Source organism: Siccirubricoccus phaeus (assembly GCF_008360935.1).
GTDB lineage: Bacteria > Pseudomonadota > Alphaproteobacteria > Acetobacterales > Acetobacteraceae > Siccirubricoccus > Siccirubricoccus phaeus.
In genome coordinates this window covers 22,133-41,172 of the sequence record NZ_SRXO01000027.1, presented here as the reverse complement: position 1 = coordinate 41,172, position 19,040 = coordinate 22,133, and the positions used below count along the sequence as shown (strand labels likewise).

Here is a 19,040-nt window from a genome sequence, read left to right as displayed (position 1 = left end):
TTCGGGCCGATCTCACGGCAGGCCCGTGCACCTGCCGGCCCTCATTGCGGGGCGCTGCGAGTTAAGCGTCCTGCCGCCGCCCGGGCAACCCATGGACAGCATCGCCCGCCCGCCGGATCATCCTGCGGCAGCGGGAGGGGCGAGCATGGCCGAGGCAGGGCAGCGCATGACGCGGGAGATGTTGCGGGGCCGCGCCCAGACCGTGCTGGGGCCGGTGGCGCCGGCCGAGCTGGGCCCGACCCTGATGCATGAGCACCTGATCTGGGACATCCGCACCCCCGCCATGCGGGCCGAGCCGGATCAGGGACCGGAGATCACCCTCTGCAATTGCTTCGCCATCAATTACGGCCGCAAGCGCAAGGTGCCGGGCAATTTGCGCTTCCGCTGCGAGCCGACAGCCCTGGGCGAGCTGGCGGCGATGAAAGAAGCCGGCGGGCGGACGGTGGTGGAGCTGAGCAGCGGCGGGCTGGACCCGGACCCCGCGGCGCTGGCCCGGCTGGCGGCGGAGGCCGGGATCCACATCGTCATGGGCTGCGGCCATTACGTGCATGAGTACCAGGATCCGGCGAATGCAGCGCGCAGCGCCGAGGACTTCGCTCGGGAGATGGTGGACCAGGTGCAGCTCGGCGCCTGGGGCACCGACATACGGGCCGGCATCATCGGCGAGATCGGCTGCCAGGCGCCCTGGACCGCGCAGGAGAAGCGCGTCATGGCCGGCGCCCTGCTGGCCATGGCGGAGACCGGCGCGGCGGTGAACGTCCACCCCGGCCGGCATCCGGACCAGCCGCAGGAGGTGGCGGAGTTCATCCGCGCCCATGGCGCCGACCCGTCGCGCGTCATCATCAGCCATATCGACCGCACCATCTTCGACGAGGACCGGCTGCTGCGCCTGGCCGACAGCGGCGTGGTCGTCGAATTCGACCTGTTCGGGCAGGAGGCGAGCTACTACGCGCTGGCGCCCATCGACATGCCGAACGACGCGGTACGGCTGAAGCTGATCCGCGCCCTGATTTCCCGCGGCCATCTGGAGCGCGTGGTGATCAGCCATGACATCTGCTACCGCACGCGGCTGACCCGCTGGGGCGGCCATGGCTATGGCCATATCTTCGAGAATGTCCTGCCGCTGATGCGCGAGCGTGGCTTCTCAGAAAGCGAAATCGACGCCATCACGGTCGGCAATCCGCGGCGGCTGCTGGCGTTCGCCTGATTCGGGGCAGGGTCCGGGAGGAGCCTTCCTCCCGGCCGGGGGTGGCGGCGCTGCCGCCGATGGGCAGCGCCGCTGCTGGAGGCATGGGGGCGGAGCCCCGCCCGTCAGCCGCGGACCACCTGCGCGTCCTTGCCGCCGCCGATCAGCATGGCAGCGCCGGCCGGCCGTTGCGCGCCGCTCGTGGCGTCATGGGTGTAGGTCAGGTCGGCGCCGCCGCCGGTCACCGCCGCCACGCCGCCGCCGGCGAGATTCATGGACGGCGCGTCATACACCACCTGCCCGTTCTCGCCGCCGCCGACCAGGCGGGGGCCCGCGGCCTGGGCCGCGCCGAAGGTGGAGAGGGCCAGGGCGGAAGCGAGGATCAGCTTGCTGAACATCGTACTGTCTCCGTGGGGTTCCTGCGGGGCGTTGCGCCCTCGCCTTGGCCCGGAAGATGCCCCTCGCTGCGTGCCCTGCCCAATATCCGCTGCAGATGGGCCCCATTCATCCAATGGATTATCGAACGCTCATCCAGCCCTGCCCGTAACCCGAGCATGCCATGGCGCGAAGAACTCCCCCGTCCCGTGGCAGCGACCGAATGGCCTCGCCGCCTGGCTTCCCGGGACACGTCACACGCCCATGCCGGGCCAGGAGCATTGCATGACGGATATTTCCCCCGAGCCGGCGCCGCCGCGGCGCCCGCCCGCCCTGTATGGCCGGCTGGCCGCCATCGGCGTGGTGCTCGGCGCGCTCGGCGCCAGCTTCGCCTATGCCGGGGGGTGGCTGAGTCCCGGCCGGCTGACCCCCGGCCGCATCGTCGACGCGCTGGGCGAGCGCGGCGGCGACCCCACCGGCCACCGGCGCAACCACGCCAAGGGCATCTGCTTCACCGGCAGCTTCGAGGCAAGCGGCGAGGGGGCGCGCTATTCCACCGCGCCGATGCTGGCGGCCGGGCGCTATCCGGTGGTCGGCCGCCTCGCCATTGCCACGGGCGATCCGGCGGCGCCGGATGCCAGCGGCGGCCGGGTGCGCAGCATGGCGCTGCGCATCATTGCGCCGGACGGGCAGGAATGGCGCACCGGCATGAACAACCTGCCGGTCTTCCCGGTGGCGACGCTGGAGGCCTTCTACGAGCTGACGCTGGCCGGCCGGGTGGACAAGGCGACCGGCAGGCCGCTGGACCCGCAGGCGACGCCGCGCTTCGTCAGCGCCCATCCGGAGATGCAGCCCTTCCTCGCCTGGGCCCGCTCCGCACCCTGGACGCCGAGCTATGCGGAGGAGGATTACCACGGGCTCAACGCCTTCTATTTCGTCGATGCGGCAGGCACAAGGCGCGCGGTGCGCTGGTCCGTGCTGGGGACGGTGCCGCCGGAGCCGAGGACGCCGGCCGAGCTGCAGGCGATGGGCCCGGATTTCCTGAGCCGGGACCTGGAGGCGCGGCTGCGCCAGGGCATGCTGCGCTGGCGGATGGTGGCGCGCTTCGCCGCCCCCGGTGACCCCGTCGAGGATTCCACCCGCGCCTGGCCGGAGGATCGCGAGCAGGTCACGCTCGGCACGCTGGTGGTGGAGCAGGCGGAGGAGGAGGCGAGCGGCCCCTGCCGGGACGTGAATTACGACCCGCTGGTCCTGCCCGCCGGCATCGAGCCCTCGCGCGATCCCATCCTGCTGGCGCGCTCCCCGGCCTATGCCGCGTCCTATCTGCGGCGGCAGGCGGAGCTGGGGCAGGTGCCCGCCCTGGCACATGGCCCGGGGGCCGGAAGATGAGCGGGCGCGGCTTCACCCCGCTGCAGCGGGGCGTGCACTGGCTGATGGCGGCACTGATCCTTGCCATGCTGTTCATCGGCGTGGCGATGGTCGCCTCGGTCACTGGCTATGCCGGGCTGGTGGCGATCCACAAGCCGCTCGGCATCGCGTTGCTGCTGCTGGTGGTGCTGCGCATCGGGCTGCGGCTGCGCCATGGCGCGCCTTCCCTGCCGGCGGACCTGCCGGGGTGGCAGAAGGCCGGGGCGCATGCCTCGCATGTCGCACTCTACGCGCTGATGCTGGCCATGCCGCTGCTGGGCTGGGGCATGCTGTCCGCGGCGGGATACCCTGTGGTGCTCACGCCGGGCCTGGTGCTGCCGGCGATCCTGCCGGTGAGCCCCGCGCTCTACGCCCTGCTGCGGGCGGCGCATGGCTGGCTCGGCTACCTGCTGTTCCTCACCGTGCTGCTGCATCTGGGCGCGGCGCTGTTCCACGCGCTGGTGCGGCGGGACGGGGTGTTCAGGGGAATGGTGCGGGGACGGTGATTTCGAGAGGGGCTTTGCCCCTCTCGGGCTCACCCGGCCAAAGGCCGAAGGGCCTTTGGAAACCATGAGGTTGCGGCTGGTCCGTCGGCTCCAAACCTGGGGATTCAAGGGGCCATTCGGCCCTTTGCGGGTGGGGAGGGCAGGGCGCTCCCTCAACACCCCGCCATCTGCGGCAGTCGCGCCCCGCTGAGCTCGGCCAGCAGGGCCCAGACCCGGTCGGGGTCCATGCGCGTGTCAGGGTCATTCAGTAGCTGGTCCAACTCGGCCAGCTTCGCGTCCATCTCGGCTTCGCTCATCCTGGTCCCCATACTTCGGCGACGGTGATTCCCGCCGGAAAACGTGGCAGAAATCAGCCGGTTGCCGCTATGAAGCCGAAAGGAGGCCGATCACAAGGAAGAGAGAACAGCCGGCGAAAGGCCCGGATGCTTCGCCGCCGGATGCCTTGGGTTGCGGAAGCGCAGCTCGCCTTCACCCGCCGCGTCCGCCGCCCCGAACATCTCGAACCGGGAGGTGCAGGAGACCGCCACCACCTCGCTCGCCGGGGGGGTGGTGAACCAGCGCCGCACCGCGCCTTCCAATTGCAGATCCTCCCGCAGCGCGCGCCATTCGCCGCGCTCCAGCTCCTCCAGGAAGACGGCAAGGATGGCCGGGTGCTTGCCGCTCAGCCGGCGTTCCGCCGTGCCGGTCAAATGGCGGCAGACCGCGCCGCTGATCTCGTTCTCCCGCCCCGCCCGGGCGGCCATGGCGAAGACGCTGCGGCTGCTGGCATCGGTGGTGACGGCCAGATGCGCCTCATGCCCGAAGATCTGCCGCAGCCGTGCCGGCAGCCCGCCCGCCGCGTCCTGTAATTGCGCCCCGGCCAGGACCAGCGGATCGAGCTTCAGGATCGCCTGTGCCCCGGCATCCTGGCGCTTCTCGGCGGTCAGCATCTCGCTGATCCGGCGCTGCAGCCCGGCCAGCTGGTCCGGGCCGGAAATCCCCTCCGGCAGGGTCAGCTTCAGCAGATAGCGGCCGGGATGCGCCGCCAGCCAGGTCTGCAATTCGGGATGGATGCGGTCCACCAGGGCGAACCAGTCGCCGCGATGCACCGGCCGGCCCTCCTCGGCGGAGACGGTCTCGCACACCACCTCGGCCACCGCCCCGCCGCGCTGGGCGAGCAGATCATAGGGCGCATCCTCCGCCAGCCCGTCGAAGCGCAGTTCGAAGCCCTGCTCCCGCAGCCGGGCGGCGGTGCGCAGCAGATGGAACAGGGGCAGCAGGGTTGCCTCCCCGCTCAGCCCGGCCAGCAGCCGGGCCCGCAGCCTCTCGCGCGCCGCGGGCGGCAAGGTCTCGGCCAGGGCCACCAGGTCGCGGGCAAAGCCGCAGAGCCGCTTCTCCGCCGGGGCGGCGCGGGCCAGGGCGCGGCCATCCGCCATGCGCGCCAAGGCGAGTTCCAGGGCGTGACGGTGCTGCGCGGCACGCGCGGTGAGCGAGCCTGGCTGGCCCTGGGCACTCAGCGCCGCCATCCGCCCGGCCCAGGCGGCATCGCCGCAGAGCGCGATGAAGGCTGCCAAGGGGCCCGGTTCCGGACCTGGTCTCGCGGATGGCCTGGCACGCGACATGGGCCAGCTCTCCTTCGGGGAATTCCGTCCGCCCGAAAAGCGCCAAGGCGGCATGGCCGTCAAGCGCCGTTTTGTCGGGCCAGGCAACCGAATCTTGGGGGAGGCGGTTTAGTCTCGCCCGGTCGGTGGAGCAGCGATGATGGCAGCCTTTGACCCTCTTCTCTACCTGCTGGAGGATGGCGGGACCTCGACAAGGTGGAATTTTCCCCTGGCGGCGGGCACCGACCTTGCGCTGAGTGTTGGCCTCGGCACCGCCGTCAGCCTCACCTACAGCTTCATGGCGACGGTGCCGGAGTATGAAAGCCCGGACATCCATCCGGGCTTCGTCCCCTTCACCGCGGCGTTGCAGGACGGGGCGCGGCGGGCGCTGGCGGCCTGGGCGGCGGTGGCGAACCTCACCTTCACCGAAGTGGCGGATGACGGCGGTGGCGGCCAGCTCCGCTTCGGCCAGGAAAGCATGGCGGATCGCGGCGGCTACGCCTTCCCGCCGAGCTTCGCCTATACCTACAACCCCGCGACCAATACCGTCACCGGCTACAACGCCGTGCCCTGGATGGGCGACATCTATATCAACGACGCGCCGGAGAACGGCGTGATGACGTCCGGCGCCTATGGCTATGAGGTGCTGGTGCATGAGATCGGCCATGCGCTGGGCCTGCAGCACCCGCAGGACGGCGCCGACCCGTTGCCCCCGGCGGAGGCCACGCTGCGTACCAGCGTCATGGCCTACGCCATTCCGGAGAATCTCGGCATCGTCACCGTCACCGGCGATGCCTCCGCCTATAGCTGGGTGACGGGGACGCTCTATCCGAGCGGGCCGATGCTCTACGACATCGCGGCCATGCAGTATCTCTACGGCGCCAACACGGCGACCAATGCCGGCGCCACCTTCTATGGCTGGGCCACGAATGCCCCGCTGTTCGAGACCATCTGGGATGGCGGCGGCATCGACACCATCGACACCAGCAACCAGGTGCTGCCGAGCCGCATCGACCTGCGCGACGGGCATTTCAGCAGCATCGCGATGCGGCTGACCGAGGCCGAGCGGCACCTCGAGATTCCCGCCTGGGCCACGGCCGTGCCGACCCCGAGCTATGACGGGGTGGACAACCTGGCCATCGCCTTCGGCGCGGTGATCGAGAATGCCCGGGGCGGCGTCGGCAATGACGGCATCGTCGGCAATGACGTGGCGAATTGGCTGGAGGGCAATGCCGGCAATGACACGCTGGAAGGCGGCGCCGGGCCCGATACGCTGAATGGCGGCGGGGGGGCTGACAGCCTGGTGGGCGGTGCCGGCGATGACTGGTTCCTGGTGGACGACCCGGGCGACCTGGTCATCGAGGAGGCGGGCGGCGGCACGGATGGCGTGACCAGCTCGGTCGGCCTCTACCTCTCCGCCTGGGTGGAGAACCTGGCCCTGGCGGCCGGCACCGGTGGCATCTCCGGCGTGGGCAACGAGTTGGCCAACAGCCTCATCGGCAATGAGGGCGACAACATGCTGGTGGGCTGGGGCGGCGCGGATGTGCTGCGCGGCGATGCGGGCGCAGACGTGCTCCATGGCGCCGAGGGCGATGACCGGCTGGAGGGCGAGGCCGGCCTCGACTCGCTGTTCGGCGGCGCCGGCAACGACACCCTGCTCGGTGGCGCCGATGCCGATGTGCTGCAGGGCGAGGCGGGCGATGACAGCCTTTCCGGCGGCAGCGATGCCGCCTTCGACCTGCTGGTGGGCGGCGCCGGCAATGACACGCTGGACGGCGCCAGCGGGTTCGGCGAGGCCGACCAGCTCTTTGGCGAGGCGGGCGACGACCTCTTCCTCGTGGATTCGGCGGGCGACCTGGTCGTCGAGCAGCCGGGCGAGGGCAGCGACACGGTCCAGGCCGCCATCCCGGGTGGCGGCTATTCCCTGCCGGAGAATGTCGAGGCGCTGGTGCTGCTGGGCAGCACCGCCTTCGGCGCCGGCAATGCGCTGGGCAACGCGCTGACCGGCAACGCGGCGGCGAATTACCTGCTGGGCGGGGCGGGCAATGACACGCTGGATGGCGGCGCGGGCAATGACCTGCTGTTCGGCGAGGCGGGGGCGGATGTCTTCGCCTTCCGCCGCGGCACCGGCGCCGATGTGGTGGGCGATTTCGCTGCGGGCACGGACAAGCTGCTGCTCATCGGCCTGGGCTTCGGCAGCCTGGCCGAGGTGCTGGCGGGCTTCACCGTGGCGGGCGGCAATGGCGCGCTCGATCTCGGCCAGGGGGATGGGGTCGTGCTGAACGGCGTCACCAGCCTCTCGGCCGGGGATGTGCTGCTGGCCTGAAGCGGCGGCGATGCGTCAGTTCCGCGGCAGGCGGGCGCGGTCGGGCGCGTCCGGGTTCTGCGCGCGGTGGCGCAGCAGATGGTCCGCCAGCACCAGGGCCAGCATCGCCTCCCCCACCGGCACGGCGCGGATGCCGACGCAGGGGTCGTGCCGCCCCTTGGTCTGCACCTCGACCTCCTGGCCGAAGCGGTCCACTGCGGCGCGCGGGGTGAGGATGGAGGAGGTGGGCTTCACTGCGAAGCGCGCGACGATGGGCTGGCCGGTGGAGATGCCGCCGAGGATGCCGCCGGCATGGTTGCTGCCGAACACCACCTCGCCCTGTTTGCCCATGCGCATCTCGTCCGCGTTCGCTTCGCCGGAGAGGGCGGCGGCGGCGAAGCCCTCGCCGATCTCGACGCCCTTCACCGCATTGATGCTCATCAGCGCCGCGGCGAGCTCGGCATCCAGCTTGCCGTAGATCGGCGCGCCGAGGCCGGGGGGCGCGCCCTCCGCCACCACCTCGATCACCGCGCCGAGGGAGGAGCCGGATTTGCGGGCGGCGAGCAGCGCCTGCTCCCAGCGCGCGGCGGCGGCGGGATCGGGGCAGAAGAATTCATTGCGGCCCACCTCGGCCCAGTCCCAGGCGGCGCGGTCCACCTTATCTGCGCCGATCTGCACCAGGGCGCCGCGGATCGTCACGCCCGCCCCCAGCACCTTGCGCGCCACCGCGCCGGCGGCGACGCGCATCGCGGTCTCCCGCGCCGAGGAGCGACCGCCGCCGCGATAGTCACGGACGCCATATTTCAGCTCATAGGTCAGGTCGGCATGGCCGGGGCGGAAGCGGTCCTTGATCTCGCCATAGTCGCGGCTGCGCTGGTCGGTGTTCTCGATCTGCAGGGCGATCGGGGTACCGGTCGTCACCCCCTCGAAGGTCCCGGAGAGGATGCGGATCTGGTCCGGTTCCTGCCGCTGCGTCACGAAGCGGGACTGGCCGGGGCGGCGGCGGTCCAGGAAGGGCTGGATGTCCGCTTCCGTCAGCGGCAGGCGCGGCGGGCAGCCATCCACCACGCAGCCGATGGCGGGGCCATGGGATTCGCCCCAGGTGGTGACGCGGAAGAGATGGCCGAAGGAATTATGGGACAAGGGGCGGCTGCCGCTCAGTGCTGGAGGATGCGGGTCAGCACGACGGGGGTGCCGAGCACAGCGAGGGTCTGCAACCCGACGGCGCTGATGACCCATTTCAGCAGATCGGCCTTGAGTTCCGCGATATCGGCCTTGGTCGTTTGCCGCAGCTCCGCAATGTCGGCCTTGGTGGCCTGGCGGTGAGCATCGAGCTCGTGCCGCAGCCCAGCAATATCGGCCTTCGTCGCTTGCCGCAACTCCGCCAGGTCGGCCTTGGTCGCCAGATCGGAGAAATCGATCTCCTGCCCCTTCCGCACGGCGCGCGTCACCGCTTCCGCCTGGGCTTCGGTGAAGCCTGCGGCCTGCAGCTCCTTCACCACCGCATGGGTGTCCAGGGCGATCACCGGCATGGGCCGATCCTAGCCTATCCGGCCGCCCATTGTCACACCGTGCTGATATCCGGCGCGTCCGGATTCTTCATGCCGACGATATGGTAGCCGCAATCGACATGATGCACCTCGCCTGTCACCCCGGCGGCGAGGTCGCTCAGCAGGTACAGCCCCGCCCCGCCCACCTCCTCGATGGTCACGTTGCGGCGCAGCGGGCTGTTGAGCTGGTTCCATTTCAGGATGTAGCGGAAATCGCCGATCCCGCTGGCCGCCAGCGTCCGGATCGGCCCGGCGGAAATCGCATTCACCCGGATGCCGGCGGTGCCGAGATCGGCCGCCAGGTAGCGCACGCTCGCCTCCAGCGCCGCCTTGGCCACGCCCATCACGTTGTAATGCGGGGTGACACGTTCGGCGCCCAGATAGCTCATCGTCAGCAGGCTGCCGCCCGGCTGCATCAGCGGCACCGCCCGCTGGCTGACCGCGACGAAGGAGTAGCAGGAGATGTCCAGCGCCTGGGCGAAGACGTCCCGCGGCGTGTCCAGATAGCGGCCGCGGAGGTAGTCCTTGTTGGCGAAGCCGATGGCATGCACCAGGAAATCCAGCCCACCCCATTCCTGTTGCAGCGCAGCGAACAGGGCGTCGATGCTCGCCTCATCGGTCACGTCGCAGGGCAGCACCAGGCGGGCGCCGATGCTCTCCGCCAGCGGCCGCACGCGCTTCTCCAGCGCCTCGCCCTGGTAGCTGAAGGCTACCTCCCCACCCTGGGCCGCGACCGCCCGGGCGATGCCCCAGGCGATGGAACGGTCATTGGCCACGCCCATGACGAGGCCGCGCTTGCCCGCCATGAGCGTGCCGGTGGGGGCGTCTGCGAGCGGCGCGTCGGGCATGAGGGAAAGGAACCGGGCTGTTGCGGAGAGGCGGTCGTGGTGGCACACCCCCGCCCGGCGGGCAAGGGGGACCTGGCCCGCACCACCCGCTCCGGGATCCTCGCCATGAGCAGCAGCGCCGCCGACCCCATTGCCCGTTTCGAGGCCTGGATGGCGGAGGCGACGAAGACGGAGCCGAACGATCCGAATGCGGTCTGCCTCGCCACCGCGACGAAGGACGGCGTTCCTTCCGCCCGCATGGTGCTGCTGAAGGGCGCCGATGCGCGGGGCTTCGTCTTCTACACCAACCTCGAAAGCCGCAAGGGGCAGGAGCTGGCGGCCAATCCCAATGCCGCGCTCTGCTTCCACTGGAAGTCGCTGCACCGCAGCGTGCGGGTGGAAGGCGGGGTGGAGCCGGTCACCGCGGTGGAGGCGGATGCCTATTACGCCTCCCGCGCCCGCGGCAGCCGGATCGGCGCCTGGGCCAGCAAGCAGTCCCGCCCGCTGGAAAGCCGCTTTGCGCTGGAGAGGGCCGTCGCCGAATACACGCTGAAATTCGGCCTCGGCGAGATCCCGCGCCCGGAATTCTGGTCCGGCTTCCGCCTGATCCCCCGCCGGATGGAGTTCTGGCAGGACATGCAGTTCCGGTTGCATGACCGGCAGGTCTTCCACCGCGAGGGCGATGGCTGGCGGGTGGAGGCGCTCTACCCGTGATCCCGGCGCCGCAGCTGCCCATCGCGGCGCTGCTGCGGCGGCTGACCGGGGCGGCGCCGCTGGAGACCCATATCTCCGCCATCTTCGTCGGCCCGGACCATGCCTGGAAGCTGAAGAAGGCGGTCGCCCTCGGCTTCCTCGACTTCACCGCGCTGGCGGCGCGGGAGCATTTCCTGCGGCGCGAATTGGCGCTGAACGCGCCGCATGCGCCGGGCCTCTACCAGGCGGTGCTGCCCGTGACCCGCACGCCGGAGGGCGGGGTGGAGCTGGACGGGCCGGGCGAGGCGGTGGAATGGGTGCTGCGCATGGCCGCCGTGCCGTCCGGCGATTTCCTCGATGCGGTGGCGGAGGCGGGCGGGCTGGACGGGGCGCGGCTGGATGCGCTGGCCGATGCCGTCTTCGCCATGCACGCCGCCCTGCCCGCCGCCGCGCCGCTGAACGACATGGCAGCGGTGCGGGAGGGAAATCGCCGCGCCGCCCTCGCCGCCGGCCTGCCGCAGGCGCGCATCGCTGCCTGGAATACGGCGCTGGCCACCCGGCTGGCGGCGCTGGCCCCGGTGCTGGCAGCGCGGCAGGCGGCGGGGCGGGTGCGGCGCTGCCATGGCGATCTGCACCTGGGGAACCTGCTGCTCTGGCAGGGCAGGGTCTGCCCCTTCGACGCGCTGGAATTCGACGAGGCGCTGGCCACCATCGACACCGGCTACGATCTCGCCTTCCTGCTGATGGACCTCGAGCACCGGCTGGGCCGCGCCGCCGCCAACCGGGTGCTGAACCGCTACGTGGCGCGCAGCGGGGATATCGGGCTGGCGGCCGGGCTGCCGGCCTGGCTCTCGCTGCGGGCCATCATCCGCGCCCATGTCGCCGGCGCACGCGGGCGGCGGGAGGAGGCGCTGGCCTATCTCGCCCGCGCCGAGGCCTATCTCGCGCCGCCGCCGCCCCGCCTGGTCGCGGTGGGCGGGCTGCAGGGTACCGGCAAGTCGCGACTCGCCCGGGCCCTGGCACCGGAGCTCGGCGCCGCGCCTGGCGCGCTGGTGCTGCGCAGCGACGAAATTCGCAAACGCCAGGCCGGCGTGCCGCCGGAGCAGCGCCTGCCGCCTGCCGCCTATGCGCCAGAGGCCAGCGAGTCGGTTTTCGCCGAACTCGCCGCGCAGGCGGCGGAGGCGATCGGCGCCGGCCATGCGGTGGTGGCGGATGCGGTGTTCGGTCGTCCGTCCGAACGCGCCGCGCTGGAGCAGGCCGCCGGCACCGCGCCCTTCACCGGCTTCTGGCTCACCGCCCCGCAGGAGGTGCTGGAAGCGCGCATCGCGCGACGGCGCGGCGATGCCTCGGATGCCGATGCGGCGGTGCTGGCGGCGACCGCGGCGCGGGATATGGGCGAGATCGCCTGGCATGTGCTGGATGCGACGGAAGACCCGCTGCCCGCGGCGCGCGCGGCGCTCGGTCTCGATGCCGGCGGCGGAGACGGGCCGCCCGGTCCGCCGTGATGCAACGGCAGGGCCGGTTGCGCCGTTCGCATGGTGCGGAACGGCAAGCGTTTCCGCCGGGCCAGGAAATGCTCTAGTGTCCCGATTCCGCAGTCCTGCGGACTTCGGAATCGGGACACTGGCTTTTGTTTTCAGTGGCCCGCTTGTCCGCTGCGTTCGCTGGAAAGCCAGCGAACTTCGCGGGCAGGACACTAGCCTGCCGACGGAAGCGCCGTTTGGGAGACGCGCCATGGCTTATCGTCGCCTGCTGCTGCCGCTGACCGGAACCGCTGCCGGGGAAGCGGCTCTTGCCACCGCGCTGATGGTCGCGCGGATATGGAACGCGCATGTCCATTGCCTGCATGTGCGGGTGGATGCGCGCGACGTGGCGCCGTTGGCCGGCGAAGGCCTCTCCGGCGCCATGATCGAGGAGATGATGGCCGCGACCGAACGCGAGAGCGGCGAGCGCGCCAACCGCGTGCGCGCCCTCTTCGAGCGCTTCGCCGAGCATGCCGGCGGGGTGACGCTGGCGAACAGCGCCGAGAGCGCGCTGAAGACCGGCGGCCCGACCCTCTCCTTCGAGAGCATCGCGGGGCGGGAGGAAGACGTGGTGGCGCAGCAATCGCGCCTCTACGACATGGCCGTGGTGCCGCATCCGGAGGCGGAGGAGGATGTCTCCTCCTCCGACGCGCTGCATGCCGTGCTGTTCGATTCCGGCCGGCCGGTGCTGATCGCGCCGCGGCATGTGCCGCAGACCATCGGCACCCGCGTCTGCTGCGCCTGGAATGGCAGCGCGGAGAGCGCCGCCGCCATCGCCGCGGCGCTGCCCTGGCTGCACCGGGCGCAGGCGGTGCGGCTGCTCTATGCCGATGAGTACCAGCGCCGCGGGCCGCAGGTGGAGGGCATCCGCGCCTATCTCCGCTGGCACGAGATCCTGGCGGAGCCGGTGCAGTTCAAGCCGCAGACCAAGGATGTCGGCGCCGGGCTGCTGGGCGCGGCGCGGGATTTCCGCGCCGATCTGCTCTGCATGGGCGCCTACAGCCATTCCCGGCTGCGGCAGCTCATCCTGGGCGGCGTGACGCGGCATGTGCTGGAGAACAGCGACATGCCGGTGCTGATGTGCCGGTGAATCCCCGCGGCACCGCGGCGCGGTGCCGTGGCGGCCCCGGGGGTGCTCCTGGCCCCGTGTCCCTGCCGCGGTAAGGGCGGGGCAGGGCGCCGGGCGGCGCGGGAGCCTCGGGCGCGATCGGTTGAGATCGAAGCGGCCGAAACCGTGAATCACGCGTCCGAACAGCGAGTTGGAGCCGGATCGGGGGCGAAGCGCCGCCGGTCACGCCGGGCAGCACCGCCCCGCGGCGACCATAGCCCCCGCCAATGACCGCGATCACGCCCGCCGCATGGCGCCGGCCCGCCCGCCTCGCCATCTTCCGCGCCAACGGACGACAAACCCGTCCGACGGAGCACACCGATGATCGACATCCGTCCTTTCAAGAGCCTCGGCGGCGCCGAGCATGGCTGGCTGAAGGCCCGCCATCATTTCTCCTTCGCGCATTACCACGACCCCTCGCGCATGAACTGGGGCAAGCTGCGCGTCTGGAACGATGACGAGATCGCCGCCGGCACCGGCTTCGACCCGCACCCGCACCGCGACATGGAAATCATCACCTATGTCCGAGACGGCGCCATCACCCATCGCGACAACATGGGCAATGAGGGCCGCACCGAAGCGGGCGACGTGCAGATCATGTCCGCCGGCACCGGGGTGGTGCATAGCGAGTACAACCTGGAGGACGACACCACCCGCATCTTCCAGATCTGGATCATCCCGGACCGCCGCGGCGCCAAGCCGAATTGGGGCGCCAAGCGCTTCCCGAAGGAGCAGCGCGAGGCGGGGTTCGAGGTGCTGGCCAGCGGCCGCCCCGGCGACGAGGGCAGCGGGGCGCTGCCGATCAACGTGGACGGCGCAGTGCTGGCCGCCACGCTGAAGGCGGGGCAGACGGTGGTCCAGCCGCTCGCCAAGGGCCGCGCCGCCTATCTGGTGCCGGCCAGGGGCGCCGTCACCGTGAACGGCCAGGCGGTGAACCGCCGCGACGGCGTCGGCATCGTCGATGAGGCGGAGATCGCCATCACCGCGACCGAGGATGCGGAGCTGGTGATGGTGGAGGTGGCGGCGGAGTAGCGGGGTGGGGCTCCGCCCCACACCCCGGCAGGGGGCTCTGCCCCCTGCACCCGCCCCGAGTCGGCGGGTTGAACCAGCAAACTCACACCGGGGTCCGGGGGGTGGTCCACCCCCCGGCGGGGGTTTGGGGGCAGCGCCCCCAATCTTCCGCCCCCAGCACCTCCGCCAGCGCCCGCCGCAGCACCCCGATCGGGTCCCTGCCGCTGCCCTCCGCCACCAGGGCCCGGTGCCCGCCCTCCAGCACCTCCTGCCGCGCCCCTGGCAGCAGGGTGGAGGCGACCGGCACCAGCCCGTCATTCGGCCCCGCCCCCAGCCTTTCCATCCAGCGCGCCACCGGCAGGTAGACATTGTCCTGCCAATCCTCGGCGCTCCGCAGCACCGTCGCCAGGCTCAGCATGGGCAGGGTCGCGGCCAGGGCCATGATCGCCGCCTCATGCTCGGCCATCCAGGCCCCGCGCACCGTGGTGGTCAGGTCCTGCACCCCGCGCCCATCCCCCAGGCCGAGCGCTTTCAGCACGTGATGCGCCGCCAGGTGCAGCGGCTTCTGCTGGCACACCGCATCCGCCACCGGGGAGCCATGGAAGGGCGATTGCAGCGCGACGAAGCCGCGGCAGCGCGCCGCCACCCCCGGCTGCAGCAGCGCCGCCAGCGCTTCCAGCCCGCCCTTGCTGTGGCCCACCAGCAGCGCCGGCCGGTCCGCCGCCAGCACCGCGGCGGCGATCTCCGCCGCATTGCCCGCCACCGGCGCGCCGGTGGCCAGCGGCACCACCGCGACGTCCACGCCCAGGCCGCGCAGCCAGAGGAGCTGCCCCGCCATGTAGTCCACGTGCAGCCGCACCATCAGCTCGCCGAGCAGCCCGTAGCAGAGCAGCACGCGCTGCCCGGCCAGCGCCGCGGCCAGCGCCGCATCCATCCCGGTCAATCGATCTTCACCACCAGCTTGCCGAAATTGGCGCCCTTCAGCAGGCCGATGAAAGCGGCGGGGGCGTTGCGCAGCCCCTCCACCACATCCTCCCGCCACTGCATCATGCCCGCCGCCATATGGCCCAACATCTCCTGCCGGAACTGGCCATAGCGTGGCCAGCCATTGTCGCTGACGATGAAGCCCTGAATGCGCAGGCGCTTGCGCACCACCGCGCCGAGATTGGGGCCAGGCGGGCCGCCGAAGCTGTCCGCCCCTTCGACCGTGTTGTACTGGCTAATGACGCCGCACATCACCATCCGGCCGAAATCCCGGAAGCGCGGGAAGACCGCCGCCTGCACCGCGCCGCCGACATTCTCCCAATAGATGTCGATCCCCTCCGGGCAGGTGGCGTCGAGCTGCGCATTCAGGTCGCCGCGATGGTCGAGGCAGGCATCGAAGCCCAGCTCCTCCGTGACGAAGCGGCATTTCTCCGGCCCCCCGGCAATGCCGATGACCGTGCAGCCACGAATTTTCCCGAGTTGCCCGACCACCTGGCCCACCGCGCCCGACGCGGCGGAAACGACCAGGGTCTCCCCCGGTTTCGGCAGGCCGATATCCTCGAGCCCGACCCAGGCGGTGAGCCCCGGCATGCCGAGCACGCCAAGGCTGGCCGAGAGCGGCGCCTCGGCGGGGTCGATCCGGAACAGTCGCGCCGGGCTGGCGCAGGAGAAGCGCTGCCAGCCGAAGCCGCCCAGCACCGTATCGCCGGGCGCGAAGCCGGGGGCGTTGCTCGCCACCACCTCGCCCACCGTCTGGCCCTCCATCACCGCGCCCAGCGCCACCGGCTTGGCGTAGCTCTTCGCCTCCGACATGCGGCCGCGCATATAGGGGTCCAGCGAGAGGAAGCGGGCGCGCACCAGCACCTCCCCCGCGGCCGGCACCGGCACCGGCGTCTCGACGATCTCGAAATCCTCCGGCACCGGCTCGCCCTTCGGGCGGCGGCGCAGCAGTACCTGCAGGTTGGTCTCGGCCATGGCGCGGTCCTTCTTGCTCGGCGCGGCCGGCCCGGCCGCGGAGCCCCGGAGGGGCGCGGTCCGGGCCGCCGGACGCCGGTTCGGCGGCGGGCGGGCCCCGCGACGCCGGGGCAGGGAGAAGATCGGGTCGATTCGGCGATGGCGGAAGGGGCGGCGGCGGACCGCGCATTCCGGCCACAGCTTTGAAGCTTCATGCCCGGAAGGCATCATCACGGCCGCGGGAGGGTGGTACGCCCGATTATTTCACGGCAGACTGGCGGAGCCGGATGACTCAGTGGTAACCGACGAGTCCCTGGCCCGGTTACATGCCGGCAAGGGAACCGCGCGGGCGGGAAGGAGAGAGAAAGAAAGCCATGCATCCATCCAAGCTTCTGCTCGGCCTTGCCGCCGGGCTTGCCCTTTCGGCCTGCGCTGAGGTGAGCGCGCCCAGCGGGCCGCCGCCGGCCGGCGCCGCCGCCGGCCCCGGCGCCCCGGCGATCCAGCAGCAGGTGCGCGATATCGGCGGCAGCAGCCCCAACGCCTCGGCCGGCACCCCGACCGTGACCGGCACCGACGCGGCGGGCCGCCCGATCGTCACCTATTCCGGCCCGACCGGGAATGTCGGCGGCACCGGCACGCCGGCGACGCCGCCGGCGCGCAGCCACCGGCCCTGACGCTGTGCGGGGCCCGGCCCGGCCGGGCCCCGAAGACTGTCGGGCCGCCCTGACGGGGGCGGCCCGTTTCGCCCGCCGCGACTAGCTCCTTTGGCCTAGAGCAGATCGCCGGAGGGCGGCATCGCCCGGAGGCGTGAATCTACTCTACAATCCATAAGCTAGAGCGGTTTCGCGCTGCACAGTCAGCGTGAAACCGTTCTAGCCCTCCAGCCCGGCCATCTCCCGCCACTCCGCCTCCGTCAGCATGCGGATGCCGAGTTCCGCGGCCTTCGTCGCCTTGCTGCCGGCCTCCGCGCCGACCACGACGAAATCGGTCTTCTTCGAGACGCTCTTCGTCACCTTCGCCCCCAGCCGCTCCGCCACCGCCTCCGCCTCGTCGCGGGAAGTGCGATCGAGCGTGCCGGTGAAGACCATGGTCTTGCCGGCGAAGGGGCTGGCGCTGTCCCCGAAGCTGGCGGCGGCCAAGGGCGAGACCTCCCGCAGCAGATCGTCCAGCGCCGCGAGGTTGCGCTCCTCCTTGAAGAATTCCGCCAGCTCCGTGGCGATGGCCGGGCCGATGCCCTGGATGGAGCCGAGCTCCTCCCGCGCCTCGGAGCCGATCACGGTGGCGTCCAGCATCCGCGCCCGCCAATTCGCCACGTCGTGGTAGTGCCGCGCCAGCAGCTTGGCGTTCTGCGCCCCGATGCGGCGGATGCCGAGGGCGAAGATGAAGCGTTCCAGCGGCGGCCGCCGCCGGCTTTCGATGGCGGCCAGCAGGTTGGCCAGCTTCTTCGATTCGCTGCGGGAGGCGCGGCCCCAGCCCTCCCATTGCCTGATGGTCTCGGCATGGTCCTTCAGGCGGAAGATGTCGGCAGGGCTCTTCACCAGCCCGGCCTCGTGCAGGGCAATGATGTTCTCCTCGCCCAGCCCCTCGATGTCCATGGCGTTGCGGCTGACGAAATGCTTGAGCCGCTCCACCGTCTGGGCCGGGCAGATTAACCCGCCGGTGCAGCGCCGCACCACCTCCCCCGGCGGGCGCACCGCATGGCTGCCACAGGCCGGGCAGGTGTCCCGGAAGACGAAGGGCTGGCTGTCCGCCGGCCGCTTCTCCGCCACGATGCCGACGATCTGCGGGATGACGTCGCCGGCTCGCTGCAGGATGACCGTGTCGCCGATGCGGATATCCTTCCGCGCGATCTCGTCCTCATTGTGCAGCGTCGCGTGCTGCACCATCACCCCGCCGACATTCACCGGCTGCATCACCGCCCGCGGCGTCAGCGCGCCGGTGCGGCCGACCTGGATGTCGATCTTCAGCAGCACGGTGGTGGCCTGCTCGGCGGGGAATTTCCAGGCCGTCGCCCAGCGCGGCGTGCGGCCGACGAAGCCGAGCCGGCTCTGCCAGTCCAGCCGGTCCAGCTTGTACACCACGCCGTCGATGTCATAGGCGAGGCTCGCCCGCTGCGCGCCGATCTCGGCCTGGAAGGCCTCCGCCGCATGCTCGTCCGGCAACAGGCGGGAGAGCGGGTTGACCCGGAAGCCCCAGCGCTTCAGCGCCTCCAGATACGCCCAATGCGTCTCGGCGACCGGGGTGGAGGAGGCGCCCTGCGCATAGGCGAAGAGCTGCAACGGCCGGCCGGCCGTCACCTTCGGGTCGAGCTGCCGCAGCGAGCCGGCGGCGGCGTTGCGCGGATTGGCCGGGATGCGGATTTCCGGCCCCACCTTCTCGCCGCGCTCGCGCCGCTGCTCGCGTTCCTCCGAGAGGCGGGCTTGATCGTCGCGGAAGGCGAGGAAATCCGCCTTCGACATGAAGACCTCGCCACGTATCTCGATCTGCGCCGGGGCGTCGGGGCCGAGGCGGCGGGGCAGTTCCGCCGCGCTGAAGGTTTCGAGGTTGCGGGTGATGTCCTCGCCCTCGGTGCCGTCGCCGCGCGTCGCGCCCTTCACGAAGGCGCCGTTCTCGTAGATGAGGTTGACGGAGACGCCATCGATCTTCGGCTCGGCGACGAATCGCAATACCGCCTCGTCAGGCAGGCGGAGGAAGCGGCGGATGGTCCTGGTGAACTCCACGAAATCCGCGGCCTCGAAAACATTGTCGAGGCTCAGCATCGGCGTGCCGTGCCGGGATTTGGCGAAGCCGGCAGCGGGGGCGGCGCCGGGCGGGGCCTCGCTCGGGCTGTCGCTGCGCTTCAGCTCGGGGAAGCGGGCCTCGATGGCGACGTTGCGGCGGCGCAGCGCGTCGTACTCCGCGTCGCTGATCTCCGGCGCATCATGCTGGTGGTAGGCGATGTCGGCGGCGGCGATCTCGGCGGCGAGGGTGGCCAGCTCCTCGGCGGCCTCGACCTCGGTGAGATCCTCGACGCGGCGGCTGCGCAGGCTGC

At 71.3% G+C, this 19,040-nt stretch carries 18 protein-coding genes; 9 read left to right on the top strand and 9 right to left on the bottom strand.

From position 1 onward, the window contains the following. Positions 1-145: 145 nt before the first annotated feature. A complete protein-coding gene (locus tag E5N76_RS25850; RefSeq protein WP_207792114.1) occupies positions 146-1,207 on the top strand; it encodes a phosphotriesterase family protein in 1,062 nt (353 codons plus the stop codon). A gap of 104 nt (positions 1,208-1,311) precedes the next feature. Here the strand turns inward: E5N76_RS25850 and E5N76_RS25845 are convergent, their stop codons facing one another. Continuing rightward, the gene (locus E5N76_RS25845; RefSeq protein ID WP_149540627.1) at positions 1,312-1,584 is read right to left on the bottom strand and encodes a hypothetical protein; all 273 of its coding nucleotides are present in this window, start codon (positions 1,582-1,584) and stop codon (positions 1,312-1,314) included. 262 nt (positions 1,585-1,846) lie between these two features. On the opposite strand from E5N76_RS25845, the gene E5N76_RS25840 reads away from it, so the two are divergent. Together E5N76_RS25840 and E5N76_RS25835 are read left to right on the top strand one after the other, a co-directional pair. After that, entirely contained in the window at positions 1,847-2,950 is a 1,104-nt protein-coding gene (locus tag E5N76_RS25840) for a catalase family peroxidase (protein WP_149540625.1), read from the top strand. Next, a complete protein-coding gene (locus E5N76_RS25835) occupies positions 2,947-3,474 on the top strand; it encodes a cytochrome b (RefSeq protein ID WP_149540623.1) in 528 nt (175 codons plus the stop codon). The genes E5N76_RS25840 and E5N76_RS25835 overlap by 4 nt, the downstream gene beginning before the upstream one ends. A gap of 152 nt (positions 3,475-3,626) precedes the next feature. Here the strand turns inward: E5N76_RS25835 and E5N76_RS25830 are convergent, their stop codons facing one another. Then, positions 3,627-3,770, bottom strand: coding sequence for a peptide chain release factor 1 (locus E5N76_RS25830; RefSeq protein WP_149540621.1), 144 nt, complete (start codon positions 3,768-3,770; stop codon positions 3,627-3,629). Positions 3,771-3,860: 90 nt separating this feature from the next. Then, positions 3,861-5,027: a hypothetical protein gene (locus tag E5N76_RS25825; RefSeq protein WP_149540619.1), complete on the bottom strand. Its 1,167-nt coding sequence runs from the start codon at positions 5,025-5,027 to the stop codon at positions 3,861-3,863. A 187-nt stretch (positions 5,028-5,214) separates the two neighbouring features. Between E5N76_RS25825 and E5N76_RS25820 the strand changes: the two genes are divergently transcribed. Further along, on the top strand, positions 5,215-7,380 hold the full coding sequence (locus tag E5N76_RS25820) for a M10 family metallopeptidase (RefSeq protein ID WP_187830406.1): 2,166 nt from the start codon (positions 5,215-5,217) through the stop codon (positions 7,378-7,380). Positions 7,381-7,395: 15 nt separating this feature from the next. Here E5N76_RS25820 and aroC read toward each other — a convergent pair whose 3' ends face one another. From aroC to fabI, 3 genes are read right to left on the bottom strand one after another with little or no spacing between them, the layout of a single operon-like run. After that, positions 7,396-8,502: a chorismate synthase gene (gene aroC / locus E5N76_RS25815; protein ID WP_149540615.1), complete on the bottom strand. Its 1,107-nt coding sequence runs from the start codon at positions 8,500-8,502 to the stop codon at positions 7,396-7,398. A 14-nt stretch (positions 8,503-8,516) separates the two neighbouring features. Further along, positions 8,517-8,891, bottom strand: a complete 375-nt coding sequence (locus E5N76_RS25810; RefSeq protein WP_149540613.1) for a coiled-coil domain-containing protein — start codon at positions 8,889-8,891, stop codon at positions 8,517-8,519. 32 nt (positions 8,892-8,923) lie between these two features. Further along, positions 8,924-9,757 carry an enoyl-ACP reductase FabI gene (gene fabI, locus E5N76_RS25805; RefSeq protein WP_149540611.1) on the bottom strand — a complete coding sequence of 278 codons (834 nt, stop codon included), beginning with the start codon at positions 9,755-9,757 and terminating at the stop codon, positions 8,924-8,926. A gap of 105 nt (positions 9,758-9,862) precedes the next feature. On the opposite strand from fabI, the gene pdxH reads away from it, so the two are divergent. From pdxH to E5N76_RS25785, 4 genes are all read left to right on the top strand, one after another. Continuing rightward, positions 9,863-10,450, top strand: coding sequence for a pyridoxamine 5'-phosphate oxidase (pdxH, locus tag E5N76_RS25800; RefSeq protein WP_149540608.1), 588 nt, complete (start codon positions 9,863-9,865; stop codon positions 10,448-10,450). Next, entirely contained in the window at positions 10,447-11,934 is a 1,488-nt protein-coding gene (locus tag E5N76_RS25795) for a bifunctional aminoglycoside phosphotransferase/ATP-binding protein (RefSeq protein ID WP_235907887.1), read from the top strand. Before pdxH ends, E5N76_RS25795 begins: the two co-directional genes overlap by 4 nt. A gap of 229 nt (positions 11,935-12,163) precedes the next feature. Beyond that, entirely contained in the window at positions 12,164-13,042 is an 879-nt protein-coding gene (locus tag E5N76_RS25790; RefSeq protein ID WP_149540606.1) for a universal stress protein, read from the top strand. Positions 13,043-13,381: 339 nt separating this feature from the next. Continuing rightward, positions 13,382-14,092, top strand: coding sequence for a pirin family protein (locus E5N76_RS25785; RefSeq protein ID WP_149540603.1), 711 nt, complete (start codon positions 13,382-13,384; stop codon positions 14,090-14,092). Between the two features lie 82 nt (positions 14,093-14,174). Here E5N76_RS25785 and E5N76_RS29870 read toward each other — a convergent pair whose 3' ends face one another. Then, positions 14,175-15,005 (bottom strand): hypothetical protein, encoded by an 831-nt coding sequence (locus tag E5N76_RS29870; RefSeq protein WP_207792113.1) that lies wholly within the window; start codon positions 15,003-15,005, stop codon positions 14,175-14,177. A gap of 5 nt (positions 15,006-15,010) precedes the next feature. Beyond that, the gene (locus tag E5N76_RS25775) at positions 15,011-16,030 is read right to left on the bottom strand and encodes an NADP-dependent oxidoreductase (RefSeq protein ID WP_149540600.1); all 1,020 of its coding nucleotides are present in this window, start codon (positions 16,028-16,030) and stop codon (positions 15,011-15,013) included. 353 nt (positions 16,031-16,383) lie between these two features. Here E5N76_RS25775 and E5N76_RS25770 point away from each other — a divergent pair, with 353 nt between their 5' ends. Next, positions 16,384-16,683: a hypothetical protein gene (locus E5N76_RS25770; protein WP_149540597.1), complete on the top strand. Its 300-nt coding sequence runs from the start codon at positions 16,384-16,386 to the stop codon at positions 16,681-16,683. Positions 16,684-16,881: 198 nt separating this feature from the next. Here the strand turns inward: E5N76_RS25770 and ligA are convergent, their stop codons facing one another. Then, positions 16,882-19,035: an NAD-dependent DNA ligase LigA gene (gene ligA / locus E5N76_RS25765; RefSeq protein WP_149540720.1), complete on the bottom strand. Its 2,154-nt coding sequence runs from the start codon at positions 19,033-19,035 to the stop codon at positions 16,882-16,884. Between the last annotated feature and the right edge of the window lie 5 nt (positions 19,036-19,040).

Coding starts and splice junctions, on each gene's coding strand:
- E5N76_RS25820 (WP_187830406.1), top strand. CDS start 5,215: ATGGCAGCCTTTGACCCTCTTCTCTACCTGCTGGAGGATGGCGGGACC.
- E5N76_RS25785 (WP_149540603.1), top strand. CDS start 13,382: ATGATCGACATCCGTCCTTTCAAGAGCCTCGGCGGCGCCGAGCATGGC.
- E5N76_RS25835 (WP_149540623.1), top strand. CDS start 2,947: ATGAGCGGGCGCGGCTTCACCCCGCTGCAGCGGGGCGTGCACTGGCTG.
- E5N76_RS25810 (WP_149540613.1), bottom strand. CDS start 8,891: ATGCCGGTGATCGCCCTGGACACCCATGCGGTGGTGAAGGAGCTGCAG.
- E5N76_RS25840 (WP_149540625.1), top strand. CDS start 1,847: ATGACGGATATTTCCCCCGAGCCGGCGCCGCCGCGGCGCCCGCCCGCC.
- E5N76_RS29870 (WP_207792113.1), bottom strand. CDS start 15,005: ATGGATGCGGCGCTGGCCGCGGCGCTGGCCGGGCAGCGCGTGCTGCTC.
- E5N76_RS25775 (WP_149540600.1), bottom strand. CDS start 16,030: ATGGCCGAGACCAACCTGCAGGTACTGCTGCGCCGCCGCCCGAAGGGC.
- E5N76_RS25770 (WP_149540597.1), top strand. CDS start 16,384: ATGCATCCATCCAAGCTTCTGCTCGGCCTTGCCGCCGGGCTTGCCCTT.
- E5N76_RS25790 (WP_149540606.1), top strand. CDS start 12,164: ATGGCTTATCGTCGCCTGCTGCTGCCGCTGACCGGAACCGCTGCCGGG.
- E5N76_RS25830 (WP_149540621.1), bottom strand. CDS start 3,770: ATGAGCGAAGCCGAGATGGACGCGAAGCTGGCCGAGTTGGACCAGCTA.
- E5N76_RS25845 (WP_149540627.1), bottom strand. CDS start 1,584: ATGTTCAGCAAGCTGATCCTCGCTTCCGCCCTGGCCCTCTCCACCTTC.
- pdxH (WP_149540608.1), top strand. CDS start 9,863: ATGAGCAGCAGCGCCGCCGACCCCATTGCCCGTTTCGAGGCCTGGATG.
- fabI (WP_149540611.1), bottom strand. CDS start 9,757: ATGCCCGACGCGCCGCTCGCAGACGCCCCCACCGGCACGCTCATGGCG.
- E5N76_RS25850 (WP_207792114.1), top strand. CDS start 146: ATGGCCGAGGCAGGGCAGCGCATGACGCGGGAGATGTTGCGGGGCCGC.